Origin of the sequence: Niabella drilacis (genome assembly GCF_900101395.1) — a bacterium.
Classification (GTDB): Bacteria; Bacteroidota; Bacteroidia; order Chitinophagales; family Chitinophagaceae; genus Niabella; species Niabella drilacis.
The window spans coordinates 111,478-123,947 of sequence record NZ_FMZO01000007.1 but is presented as its reverse complement, the minus strand read 5'-3'; the positions used below and the strand labels follow the sequence as shown (position 1 = coordinate 123,947).

Below are 12,470 nucleotides of genomic sequence, written 5' to 3'. Positions count from 1 at the left end.
AGGAGTTGTTTTTTAACAATGAACATTAGTTAGCAAAAATAGGGCTTCTGCGAGAAGTAAAACAGGAAACCGCATCTTACCAGCTGCCCGCCACGTAAACCGGATTGAATGATCCGGCGCACGCTAAGATAATGACTTGCCGTCGGTCCCTTTTACCACGATCACGATCTCTCCCTTTACCGTTTTTTGGGAGAACCAGGCAGCTACTTCGGTAAGCGTTCCCCTCCGGGTTTCTTCATAAAGTTTGGTCAGCTCCCGGCTTACGCTGCATTCCCGGCCGGCACCAAAGTAGCCCGCCAGGTCATTCAATGTTTTTACCAGCCGCAGGGGCGATTCATAAAAGATCATGGTGCGGTCTTCGGTCTTCAGACGCTCCAAAAGACTATGCCTTCCCTTTTTCAGGGGCAGGAATCCTTCAAAGCAGAAGCGGTTAGTGGGCAGCCCGCTATTCACCAGGGCGGGAACAAAAGCCGTTGCACCGGGCAGGGATTCCACTTTTACCCCTGCTTTTATACAGGCCCGTACCAGCAGAAAAGCCGGGTCCGAAATACCGGGAGTACCGGCATCAGTGACCAGGGCCATTTTTTTGCCTGCCAGTAACTGATCTACCAGGTGGTCCACAATTTTGTGCTCATTGTGCTGATGATAGGGCGTCAGCGGTTTATTTACCTGGTAGTGTTGCAGTAAATATGTGGTATTGCGGGTATCTTCAGCCAGCACCACATCCACCTCTTTCAGTACTTCCAGGGCCCTGAAGGTCATATCTTTCAAATTACCAATAGGAGTAGGAACGAGGTAGAGCATTCAGGAATGTAAAATGCAAAAATATTAAATAAGCAATGTAAAACAGGCTGATCCGGATACCGCCCCCCGGTTGCAGAACCTTCCCCGGAACTTCGGGGCCGGATACCCGATGCCGCCGGGCAGTTACAGTACCGTTACTTCAAAATACTCCATCACCGCATTGGCCAGCAATTTTTTAGCGGCTTCCTCACCAATGCTTTTTGCCTCTTCCCCGGAGGCGGCGTCTACCTGCAGGGTAATGTTTTTGCCTACCCGAACATCACTCACCGATCTGAGGCCCAGGTTTTCCAGTCCTCCCATAACGGCCTTGCCCTGCGGATCCAACAATTCTTTCAACGGCATAATTACCACCTGTACTGTATAGCTCATATTCTTTCTTTATTCGGCTTAAAAATCAAAGATACAATAACATAAGCTACAAATACCACGGGAACAGCCAGCCATTTAAAAAAGATTGCCGCTATTACGGTTATCAGCACCAGCAATAACTTGTCCGTATTGGCTTTCAGCGTATAATCTTTAAACTTGAGGCTAATGATGGGGAGGTTGCTCACCATCAGCCCGCTGATGATGACAATGGCAGTATAGAGCACCACCGGGTTAAAAACAAGGTCATTGATCGCGGGTGTACCATAATAGGCAATTACCGGAAAAGATGCTACGGTGAGGCCCGCCGCGGGAATAGGGATGCCTTTAAAATAATAACGCTGCTCCTTATCGAGGTTGAACTTTGCCAGCCGCCATACCCCTGCACAGGGAAAAAGCAATGCGGGCAGCCCCCACCAGATACCCGCATGCGGATGATCTGCAGCACTCATTTCAAGCAACCGGTAAAGAATCATTCCCGGAGCCGCACCAAAGCTGACCGCATCCGCAAGCGAATCCAACTGTTCTCCCATTGCAGATGTGGCTTTAAAAAGCCGGGCCACAAAGCCATCCAGGAAATCGACGATAGCCGCCAGTAACAGGAAAAAACTGCCCATCAGCAACCCCGTTGTAATTCCTTTGTCGCCGGGACTTAAAAAAAGAGGTTCCGGCTGTAAAATAAACCGGATGGCCAGGCAGCCAAACACCAGGTTGAGCAGTGTAAATAAATTGGGGATCTGTTTCATAATTATCCGGTTAAGCGGGCTGCTAACTGATCATTGATCTTTTTATAAAGGTGGTAGGGCTTATATACCCTCCAGTTATGAATATCCATTAATTCGATCAGCTGGTTCAGTTTCGCCTGTTTAAATTCATACTGGGTCTGTGACGGCATGTTCAGACAAACGATCCAGCCCTCTGCGTCGCTCAATTCTTCATGTAATTCCTCGTAGTAATCGCGGTCACCGCTATGAAAGTTCAGCACATTTTCAGCGATCAATATAAACTTATAAATGCCCTCGTTCATGAATACCTCAAGCACATCACGCTTTAAGGTCATGATATCATTCTCCACTGCATCATTCCATTCCCCTATCAGTTCTATAATGGCATAGCCCTCTTCATAGTCGGCCATCAGCACTTTCAGGTAAAGCGTGCGGCTGCCAAAATAGTCCCATTGGGGATGAATATAATAATTGTAAACGGCATCCTTATATTCAAACTGGGAATGCTCCACCCCGTAAAAGGGAGAACGTTCGTCTTCCTCACTCAAATAAATATGCTGCCAGTTATAATAGGGTTCTATATCATGCACAGTGCGAATTTAATGTTTTTGCCACAGTTCCGATGGTTCGGAACACCGGGGCCGTGAAATTGCAAAACTTCAAAGACACCCGAAGACATGCCATTCTTATTGGGGCTGCTTTATGTTTTACAGCCTTAGTGGCAATGGGGCCGGGATCCTAGCGCCGTCTCCTCATCATCAATCTGTCAGCCAGGCCTTAAATGCGTCGTAGTCCGGGGGCATAGCCACTGCCTGTTTCGGCTGCTGCATCAGATCGCCGAGAGAAGCGGGAACTTCAATATCCCCGCCGGTGGCCTGTTTTACTGCCTCCGGAAATTTCACGGGGTGTGCTGTTTCAAGGATGATGCCTTTTGTACCCGGATGGGTTTGCTGGTAATTTTCCAAAGCCCTGTATGCCACAGCGCCATGCGGATCCAGGGTATAGCCGGTTTCGGCAAAAACCGCTTTTATGGTTGCAATCGTATCTGCGTCAGAGATACTGGTGGCAGATACCTGCTCCTTTAATTTCAGGAACTGCCGACCAAACAACTCCATGATCCGTACAAAATTACTGGGATCGCCTACATCCATTGCGTTAGACAGGGTGGCTACCGCTTTCTTTGGCTGCCAGTTTTCCGTTTGTAAAAAACCGGGCACCACATCATTGGCATTGCAGGCCGCAATAAAATGGCCAAGCGGCAACCCTGTTACTTTGGCCAGCAGGCCGGCACATATATTGCCAAAATTACCACTGGGTACGGAAACAACCGGTCCTATCCCCTTCTCCTGCCATTGCTTATAGGCAAAGAAATAATAGAACTGCTGTGGCAGCCAGCGCGCAACGTTAATGGAATTGGCCGAGGTCAGGAAGCGTTTGGCACGAATGGCATCATCCGTAAAAGCCTGTTTCACCAGGCGCTGACAATCGTCAAAACTGCCGGCCACCTCAAGCGCTGTAATGTTCTTTCCCAGTGCTGTTAACTGCTTTTCCTGTACGGGGCTTACCCGGCCTTTTGGATAAAGGATCACTACCTGCACGCCCTCTACATCATAAAAGCCGCTGGCAACAGCGCCCCCGGTATCTCCCGAGGTGGCCACCAGCACGGTCACTTCTTTTTGCTGATCTTTTAAAAAATAGCCCAGGCAACGGCTCATAAAACGGGCGCCCACATCTTTAAACGCCAGTGTTGGCCCATGAAATAATTCCAGTGATGCAATGCTGTTGGTAACCGGTTTTAAGGGAAAAGGAAAATTCACCGTTTGCGATACGATGTCAAACAGCACCGCTTCCGGAATGGCTGCGCCCACATAGGGCCTGATGACGCGAAACGCGATCTCTGCTTCAGGCAGGGATTCGATATTGCGGATCAGGTCTGCATCAATACGCGGTAAACTTTCCGGGAAATACAGGCCCTTATCCGGCGCCTGGCCCTTTATGGTTGCTTCTTTAAAGGTTACGTTTGAAGACTGATGGTTTAAGCTATAATAATGCATTAGATAATAGACTTTAGACGTTAGATATTAGACTTTAGATTTCGGGGGTCAGGTTTCAAGATGCTAATAATTACAGATCCCCCTGTTGCCCCTGGCCATTCACTATTCAATGCCATTTTCTTAAGCTTTCCGGATATAGTTTCCCCTGTAGATGCCTTACTTATGAAAACACAAAAGCTACCCTATGAAGGACCTTAGAAACATTGAGTAACATGAAATCTAACCTGGTCCCGATAGTCGGGATGAACATTAAACCTGAAACGCTCCTTGAAGGAAACGACACATTGATTAACTATTCACCATTGACCATTCCCCTTCCACCACTTCCACCCCCCGGTTATTGATCGTCGTCACATACACATAATGATCGATCCCGATCCGGGAATAGATGGCTTTCATGATCCCGGCAACATCCTGTGCAATGGCCTCTGTTTCACTCAGCATAAAGATGGATGGTCCCGAACCCGAGATCCCCCCGCCCAGGGCCCCGGCCTCCCTGCATTGCTGTTTCACTTCGTCAAACCCCGGGATGAGAATGCTCCGGACCGGCTCAATGATCACATCCTCCAGCGACCGGCTGATCAGTGCTTTATCATTCCGCATAAAACCAGCCACCAGCCCGGCAATGTTTCCCCATTGTTTGATCGCATCCTTTAACAGTACCTTTTGTTTCAGGATCTGCCGGGCATCGGCGGTACGCACTTCTATTTGCGGATGTACTACTGTAACGAAGAGATCGGGGGTTGCCAACGGTACAATATCCATAGGGTAGATCGACCGGATCAAGGTGATCCCTCCCAGGATACAGGGTGTAATATTATCGGCATGTTTGACCCCGCTGGCCAGTTTTTCACCGATCATCGCCAGTTGCACCAGCTCGTCGGTTGAAAAACGGTTGCCCAGCAGCAAGTTGGCACCAACAGCCGCACCGGCGGCACTGGCTGCACTGGAGCCCAGGCCGCTGCCCGGTTTGATCCGCTTTTCGATGGTCACTTCAAACCCGATATTGCCACCGGCTTTTTCTATAGCCGCCTGTAGCACCACCCCGGCAACGTTCTGTTCCGGATCCGTGGGCAGTTCAAAATGATCTCTATTGTGGATGATCACCTGCGGTTCATCCAGCAGGCGAAACTCCATAATATCATACGGGTCGTTCAGCGCCAGCCCAAGGATATCAAATCCGCAAACCAGGTTGGCTACCGTACCCGGCGATTTTATTTTTACTTGATTCATGGTGCGATGTTGTTTTGTGAGATATTCTTAGTGAGATGTTGTTCAATGAAACATGGATCGGCAAAGGACCATGGGCTACAGTTAATGGTCAATAGTGAATGGTTGAGTCGTTGCATCCGTCGGAGCCCCCAATAATATCCGTTCCTTATTCATTTACGGCGCGCATAATATCTGCAAAAACACCGCTGGCCGTTACATCCGCACCAGCACCGGCACCTTTTACCACCAGGGGCTGCTCCGGGTAACGGCCCGTATAAAACAACACTACATTGTCCTTCCCGTACAAATGATACAGGTCGTTTTCGGGTTTTACATGCTGCAACCCGACAGATGCTTTTCCCTCATTAAAAGTAGCTACAAACTTCAGCTTGCTGTTCGCTGCCAGAGCTGCATCCAGCAGGCCTTTAAAATGCGCTTCCTCCTTTTCGAGGGCTTTATAGAAAGCATCAACGGATCCTTCCATGCAGGAAGCTGGTAAAAATGAGTGGTTCTCTATATCCTCCATTTCCATTTCAAAACCGGATTCTCTTGCCAGGATCAATATCTTACGCATCACGTCCATCCCACTCAGGTCAAGGCGCGGGTCCGGCTCGGTATAACCTTCGTCCTGGGCCTGTTTCACCACTTCTGCAAACGGCCGGGAGCCATCATAATGATTGAATACAAAATTCAGTGTACCACTTAATACGGCTTCTATACGCCGGATCTCATCACCGCTGCGGCGCAGGTCATTCAGCGTGGCGATCACCGGCAGTGCAGCGCCGACATTGGTCTCAAACAGGAACTTTGCATTAAAAACATGAGCCAGCTCTTTTAATTTTTTATACTCAGCAAACGGCGAAGCCGCCGCAATTTTATTGCAGGCTACCACCGAAATGCTTTTCTGCAGCATCCGTTCATATACTTTTGCCACTTCCTTGTTGGCTGTAATATCCACAAAAATCGAGTTCCGCATATTCCGTTTTATGATCTCGTTTGCAAAGTCGGTGATAGAAGCAGGTTCTCCGCCGGCCAGGGTTTCTTTCCAGCCGCTTAAAGAAACGCCTCTTTCCTTAAAGATCATTTTACGGCTGTTGCTGATACCCACCACACTTACATTCAGTTTAAGATGCTGCACCAGGAAAGTGTGTTGCTGCTTCAATTGCTCCATCAGTTTGGCCCCTACATTTCCCAGCCCCACAATAAACAGGTTCAGCTGCTTCTGTATGGTTTCAAAGAACTCTTCATGCAATACATTAATGGCTTTGCGAACATCATCGGTTGCGATTACGGTGCTGATATTTTTCTCCGACGATCCCTGCGCGATCGCACGGATGTTGATCCCGTTGCGCCCCAGGGCCCCAAACATCCGGCCGCTAACCCCCGGAAGGCTTTTCATATTTTCACCCACCAGTGCTACAATAGAAAGATGTGTTTCTGCTTTCAGCGGCTCTACCTTTTTGAGCGCTATTTCATCTGCAAAAGTTGTATCCACCACTTTTTTGGCAGCCGGCAGGTACTTCTGCTCAATGGCCACACAGATCGAATGTTCCGAGGAGCTTTGTGTGATCAGCACTACATTGATCCGCTCCTTGCTCAGCGCCTCAAACAGCCTCTTTGAAAAGCCCGGGATACCGATCATCCCGCTTCCTTCAAGGCTTAGCAGCGCAATGTTATTCACACTGGAAATGCCGCTTACAATATGCTCCCGCACTATTTTGGCGCCCTTTGCTTTACCTCCAACAATGGTGCCCGGCATTTCGGGTGCAAAGGTATTCTTTACATACAGCGGGATATTTTTGCTCATCACCGGCTGAATGGTGGGAGGATATAATACTTTGGCGCCAAAATGCGATAGCTCCATAGCTTCGCTGTAAGAGATCCGCTCGATCACTTTTGCATTGATGGCCAGCCTGGGATCTGCGGTCATCATCCCGTTCACATCTTTCCATACCTGCAGGGATTCCGCATCAATCGCCGCTGCAATTAAAGCAGCCGTGTAATCGGAACCGCCGCGCCCTAATGTTGTAGTTACCCCCTGCTCATCGGAGCCGATAAAACCAGGGATCACAAATACATTGCTTTTATTTTCTTTAAAGTACTTCCGGACCTCTTTTTCCGTAGCCTCCAGGAGCACTTCGGCATGCGTATAATCGCTGTTGGTAAAAATGAACTGGCGCGCATCCTTCCAAAGCACGAGCAATCCCGCATGCTTCAATGCTTCAGCAATGATCTGCGAAGACAGCCATTCGCCATAAGCAGCAAGGCGGTCCTGGTTCCTGGGCGTGATCTCCCGCAGTAAAAAGATACCATTGCAGATCTCCTCGATTTCGTTGATCGTCTTTTTTACCAGGCTCAGCAACGAGCTCTGTGAAGCAATGGGGATCAGTTCTTTTATGGTTTCAAAATGACGTTGCTCCACCGTTGAGATCTTCGCCCGGAAATCTTCACTGCCTTCTGCGGCTTCTTTACCAGACGTCAGCAACAGATCCGTGATGCCGCCAAGGGCCGATACAACAACAACAATAGAATTTTTCTTTGCAGCATTATCCACTATGGCTGCAACTTTTTTTATATTTTCAGCATTGGCTACAGAGGAGCCTCCAAATTTAAAGACCTGCATGAACTCGATTTAATAATAAAACAAAAATGGAATAATCCCGGAAAGAAGAACGGCAGAATGCCCAATAGATGATATAGCAGCGTACAACCCTCAAGGGGTTGTGGTAATAGTGGTAGTGGTTTCGTTACCGAAAGCCAAGGAAGGTTTGATATTTTGAAAAATGTACTGCATTATCTTAGATACCTGCACAAGATAAGACAGAATAATTAAAATATTGCAAATACCGTATTTTTTTTTAAATCTCCCGGGGGCACCGGCAGCAGCCACCATGGATAAGCGTTTATTGGTTGACGGCTTCTCCCCCCAAAAGAGGTCCAAAGCCTACTATACCCAGAGGGTACGGTATGCATTAAAAAAGGCCGTCACCACCATAAGTGAACAGCCTTTTCCCGATATACTTTATACTATTTATTTCTTCCTTTTTAAAGCAGCGCGGATCTTTTTTACAAAATCAACGGAAACCTCGGCGGCATTTGCAGCCTGCTCATCGGTAAAACTGAATTGGGTTATCAGGTTTTTCACAAATTGTTCCTTACCTCTTTCCATGCCTTTTTCCATGCCTTTTTCTTCTGCGGTCTTCAACACCGAATAGGCATCCCATTTGTCCATAAGACTTTTTTGGTACAACATATAATCCTCCTTTTTTAAGTTAGCCACCTCCGAAATCCGGAACAGTTTCTGAAAAACTTTCTTATGCAAAAATACCGGAATTTTTTCCATTGTTTCCATATTGCGCAGTACATACAGCCAGCGGTCCAGGTCGGTTGTTATTTCTTCTTCCTTCAGGTTAAAATTAGGCCTTCTGCATTTCTACAATAAAGGTTTCACCATTGGTACCGGTGCAGCTAAGATCAAAAATAGTTTTGCGGTAATGCTTTGCCGGGCCACTGTTCTCCTGCGGGTTATACACCAGGTCCTTTATCACTTTCCGGCCTTTGAATAATTCGTTCAGGAACGCGATCAACAACTCTTTATTGGGTTCAGACCCGAAGATCCTTTTAAAGCCGAAATCTGTTAACGGATCGATAAAACGACCCATGGAGGCCATTTTTGTGTTTTTCATATTAGCCATACTTAAAAATACATATTTTTTAAAATATGACAATTGTTATTTGTGCATCAGGTTGCAACGAAATATCCACGCAGAACGTCTTACCATCCAAAGGGTTGAAAGCTCCGTTATACCCTGTAAAAAACATAACAAATCCTTAAAATAGCGGGCTTTTACAGCCTGCGCAGCCACGGGAAACCGGATTTTGTAAACTTAGGCATTTGTTTTGTTGTTACCGGGCGATATACGGATCTTATTTTCGCAGACCCGTCATTGTTTAATAGAATCCATTTTTATGAATCGATTATGTCTTTTACCGGTTGGGTGTATACTTGCCGCTTTGTTTTTATCCGGTTGCGTCAGCAATAAAAAATTCACGACCCTGCAAACCGATTATCAGAACCTGAACCAGCGCTACCAGGCCAGCCAGGTTGATCTGGCAGAAAGTAAATCAAGGGTTAAAAGCCTTGAAGAACAACTGGAGCAGGAACGGGCCAATAATGCCTCCCTGAAGAAAGCGTTGGCCGCCCTCCAGAGCTCGCTTGACAACAGTATTAATCAAAACACACAGGGTAATGTAAATATTTCCAAACTCGTGGATGAGATCAACTCTTCTAATAAATACATCCAGCACCTGGTAAATGCCAAAAACAAGAGCGATTCGTTGCTGATGGTATTAACCAATAACCTCACGCGTTCTTTAAGCCGGGATGAACTCCGGGATGTAGATGTGAAAGTCCTGAAAGGCGTGGTCTATATTTCACTGGCAGATAACATGCTTTATAAATCCGGAAGCTATGAAATTTCAGACCGTGCAGGGGATATCCTCAGTAAGATCGCCAAGATCATACAGGATTATAAAGACTATGAGGTACTGGTAGAAGGGAATACCGATGATGTGCCGATCAACCGTCCCAATATCCGCAACAACTGGGACCTGAGCTCACTAAGAGCATCGTCGGTTGTGATTGCCCTGCAAACCCAATACGGCATCGATCCCAAACGGCTTACTGCCGGCGGCCGTGGAGAGTATAATCCTGTTGCAGATAACACTACAGAAGAAGGTAAGGCCCGCAACCGCAGAACACAGATCATCATCACGCCGAAACTGGATCAGTTCATGGAGCTGATTGACAAGGCCCCGGAAAAAAGCAAAGATACAACACAAACCGCTGCACCGGGAATATAATAAGCTGACATAGATGCGTTATAAAAAATGGTTGTCCTGTTTGGGGCAACCGTTTTTATTTGGGAGTAGTCAGCTGGCAGTTTTCAGTGATCAGTTATCAGTGTACCTTAAACAGCATTCAATCAAATTCAACAATGTTCAGCCACATCAAACGGATTTAGCGTTGAACTTTAAGCAAACACAGGCTTTTTCAGCGCCCTGTGTCAGAATTTGAAAATGCGTGTTTAATATGGAGTATGGAAATGACGCTAACCCAAGCGTTAAACGGATACCTAAATCAGTGGTGTTTTCCCGGTGCCCTGGTAGTATTCAATTTTTGAAAGGAACATTGCGGCCATTTTATCGGCGCGCCATTTTGCTTCTTCCGCAAGAGGGCCATAAAAATAAGCGTCCAGGGTTTCATACCACAGCTTCAGCCAGGTATTGAAATGCTGTGCACCGATCAGGAGTTTCGCATGCGGGGGAAAGGGACTGCCGAAATAGGTATGATTTCCGAGCAGCACGGTTTCCCAGAAGGTATACATTTTTTCCAGGTGCCGGGGCCATTGGTCGCGGATCACCGCATCAAAAACCGGTCCTACCAGCTGATCCTCCCGGATCCTGGTATAAAACTGGTCTACAAGCAGTCGTATATCCCCGATAGTTGTGATCTCCTTTTTTCCTTCTGTCATCTCTAATTCATTGAAAGATATCGTATCAAATAATATAAGGTCCATGCGGCAAACGTGATGATCAGCACCCATATCCACAGCGGGATACTTTGCGGCGTTTCACTCCCTTCGATCAGAAAAGAGCGGGAATCACCTTTGCCATAAGCGTGGATCATCACCGGCAGCACCCCGTCTACCACTTCGTGCTCCCGGATCCCCTCTACTGCTATCGCCGGCCCGTTCCGGACCACAAAGGGTATCTTCCGGATCCCCTCTTTCCCCGAGGGATCCCTGCTTACGATTTTCAGCAGGTGCTCCCCGTCTGCCAGTTTATGCGTATCCAGTTCAAAATTGACGGGCGCTTCCAGTTCCAGTACCGGGTTGGGCGCTTCATCAATAAAAACATAAATGGTACTCTTGTCCATAACAAAGCTACTTATTTAAAAATTGAGCGTTTAATATGATCAGCAGAAGTTTCCCCCGGCCGCAGGATCCACTTCACAGAAAAGAAAAGCGAAACGGCCACAACAGCCGCCACCACTGCTACGATCCACAGGTCCCAGCGGCTTTCCGGACCAGCGCCATGGCTAATGCCCCGCAATAGTTCCGGTTGCCTGCGTTCACAAACCGTGCAAGCCATGGCAATGCTCCCGGGTCCGAAAAAATTACAAAACAATAATATGCAGCGTTTCATTCAACTATTTTTTATTTTACGCTGGCCGGATGGAACCTCCGATGCTTGAAATTTACCCTGTAAAAAATGAAAATTCCAGGCAGACCGGCCTCATGGCGTTTTTAATTTTAACAGGTCAATGATCTTTTTTACTTCTTCAGGTGTTACTTTTTTCCCCTGGTTGCCCCAGCTGCTCCGTTCATGGTTGATAATAGCAGCTACTTCATTTTCGGTAAAACTCATATTGGTGCCTACTGCAGGCATTACCCCGTATTCCGCCCGCGCATCATACCCGTCCATGATAATACCAACATATTTTTCCAGGTCATCACCGGTTACCACCGGGCTTCCTTTAAGCGGCGGAAAAGCACCGGGAAGCCCCTCCCCGTTCTCCTGGTGACAGGTTTGACAGTTCGCTGCGTATAATGCTTTGCCATCCGCCGCCGGAGCTTCGCCCCCTGCCGCTTTTTTGAGTTCCTTCTTATATAAAAATTCAGGGCTCACGGTATTTTGCGGCAGTGCCGCCTGTTTAAGCGACTGCAGGTAAGCCAGCAGGTACAGGGCATCCTTTGTTGCCACCACCTTCTCATCCCCGTTCAGGTAAGCAGCCGGCACATTAACGATCACATCCGATTTCCCCGGATCTTTCTTCCGTTCAAATAACCAGGGATAAGCAGGCATCACCGACTCTTTTACCACGATACGGGGATTGAAGAGGTGCACCAGGTTCCAGTCTTTGCCCGGTTGCCGGACGCCCACATTGGTCAGGTCCGGCCCGGTGCGTTCTGTTCCCATTAAGGTAGCGGTATTGCGCCAGAAATCGGTACGAACATTGGCGGCATAGTCTGCTGCCAGCCCGGGGCGGTCGCCCCATATCCTGTCCATATCAATGTTCCGCACCTGCTGGGTATGGCAGGCCACACAGCCGTTGGCAATATAGATCCCTTTGCCGATGCGGGCTTCCCTGCTCAGCGCAGGCGCACCCGGCAAGGGCCGGTTCCGTTCCTGATTAGAAAGGGCAGGAATGACCGCCACCATTATAGTAAGCCCCACAAAAAAAAGGGCCGCATTTGAAAACAAAATTTTATGATTATCGAGCATGCTCATCTTACCTGGAATTAAA

The 12,470-nt window shown here is 47.8% G+C and carries 14 protein-coding genes and 1 pseudogene; 1 reads left to right on the top strand and 14 read right to left on the bottom strand.

All coding sequences use genetic code 11. The annotated features are described in order from the left end of the window. Positions 1–123: 123 nt before the first annotated feature. The 10 genes and pseudogenes from rsmI to BLS44_RS13935 form a co-directional block, all read right to left on the bottom strand. Positions 124–804, bottom strand: a complete 681-nt coding sequence (rsmI, locus tag BLS44_RS13980; RefSeq protein WP_090390716.1) for a 16S rRNA (cytidine(1402)-2'-O)-methyltransferase — start codon at positions 802–804, stop codon at positions 124–126. A 123-nt stretch (positions 805–927) separates the two neighbouring features. Further along, positions 928–1,173 (bottom strand): phosphoribosylformylglycinamidine synthase subunit PurS, encoded by a 246-nt coding sequence (purS, locus tag BLS44_RS13975; protein ID WP_090390715.1) that lies wholly within the window; start codon positions 1,171–1,173, stop codon positions 928–930. Beyond that, positions 1,170–1,916, bottom strand: a complete 747-nt coding sequence (locus BLS44_RS13970) for a CDP-alcohol phosphatidyltransferase family protein (protein ID WP_090390714.1) — start codon at positions 1,914–1,916, stop codon at positions 1,170–1,172. The genes purS and BLS44_RS13970 overlap by 4 nt, the downstream gene beginning before the upstream one ends. Before the next feature lie 2 nt (positions 1,917–1,918). After that, positions 1,919–2,485 (bottom strand): hypothetical protein, encoded by a 567-nt coding sequence (locus tag BLS44_RS13965; RefSeq protein ID WP_090390713.1) that lies wholly within the window; start codon positions 2,483–2,485, stop codon positions 1,919–1,921. 168 nt (positions 2,486–2,653) lie between these two features. Next, positions 2,654–3,949 carry a threonine synthase gene (gene thrC, locus BLS44_RS13960; protein ID WP_090390712.1) on the bottom strand — a complete coding sequence of 432 codons (1,296 nt, stop codon included), beginning with the start codon at positions 3,947–3,949 and terminating at the stop codon, positions 2,654–2,656. A gap of 288 nt (positions 3,950–4,237) precedes the next feature. After that, a complete protein-coding gene (locus BLS44_RS13955; protein ID WP_090390711.1) occupies positions 4,238–5,182 on the bottom strand; it encodes a homoserine kinase in 945 nt (314 codons plus the stop codon). Positions 5,183–5,327: 145 nt separating this feature from the next. Further along, positions 5,328–7,784 carry a bifunctional aspartate kinase/homoserine dehydrogenase I gene (thrA, locus tag BLS44_RS13950; protein WP_090390710.1) on the bottom strand — a complete coding sequence of 819 codons (2,457 nt, stop codon included), beginning with the start codon at positions 7,782–7,784 and terminating at the stop codon, positions 5,328–5,330. A gap of 408 nt (positions 7,785–8,192) precedes the next feature. Continuing rightward, complete coding sequence (locus BLS44_RS26955; protein ID WP_245729217.1) at positions 8,193–8,414, bottom strand: hypothetical protein; 222 nt, start codon at positions 8,412–8,414, stop codon at positions 8,193–8,195. Next, a pseudogene (locus BLS44_RS27165) lies at positions 8,415–8,522 on the bottom strand (hypothetical protein); the annotation flags it as partial. It lies immediately after the preceding gene. A 55-nt stretch (positions 8,523–8,577) separates the two neighbouring features. After that, on the bottom strand, positions 8,578–8,856 hold the full coding sequence (locus tag BLS44_RS13935) for a PD-(D/E)XK nuclease family transposase (protein ID WP_090390707.1): 279 nt from the start codon (positions 8,854–8,856) through the stop codon (positions 8,578–8,580). A 274-nt stretch (positions 8,857–9,130) separates the two neighbouring features. On the opposite strand from BLS44_RS13935, the gene BLS44_RS13930 reads away from it, so the two are divergent. Continuing rightward, complete coding sequence (locus BLS44_RS13930) at positions 9,131–10,024, top strand: OmpA/MotB family protein (protein WP_090390706.1); 894 nt, start codon at positions 9,131–9,133, stop codon at positions 10,022–10,024. Positions 10,025–10,296: 272 nt separating this feature from the next. Here the strand turns inward: BLS44_RS13930 and BLS44_RS13925 are convergent, their stop codons facing one another. The 4 genes from BLS44_RS13925 to BLS44_RS13910 all read right to left on the bottom strand — a co-directional run bounded on the left by BLS44_RS13925 (position 10,297) and on the right by BLS44_RS13910 (position 12,454). Continuing rightward, positions 10,297–10,695 (bottom strand): group III truncated hemoglobin, encoded by a 399-nt coding sequence (locus BLS44_RS13925; protein ID WP_090390705.1) that lies wholly within the window; start codon positions 10,693–10,695, stop codon positions 10,297–10,299. A gap of 2 nt (positions 10,696–10,697) precedes the next feature. Beyond that, positions 10,698–11,099 (bottom strand): cytochrome C, encoded by a 402-nt coding sequence (locus BLS44_RS13920; RefSeq protein WP_090390704.1) that lies wholly within the window; start codon positions 11,097–11,099, stop codon positions 10,698–10,700. A gap of 11 nt (positions 11,100–11,110) precedes the next feature. Beyond that, entirely contained in the window at positions 11,111–11,368 is a 258-nt protein-coding gene (locus tag BLS44_RS13915) for a hypothetical protein (RefSeq protein ID WP_090390703.1), read from the bottom strand. 90 nt (positions 11,369–11,458) lie between these two features. After that, entirely contained in the window at positions 11,459–12,454 is a 996-nt protein-coding gene (locus BLS44_RS13910) for a cbb3-type cytochrome c oxidase subunit II (RefSeq protein ID WP_090390702.1), read from the bottom strand. Between the last annotated feature and the right edge of the window lie 16 nt (positions 12,455–12,470).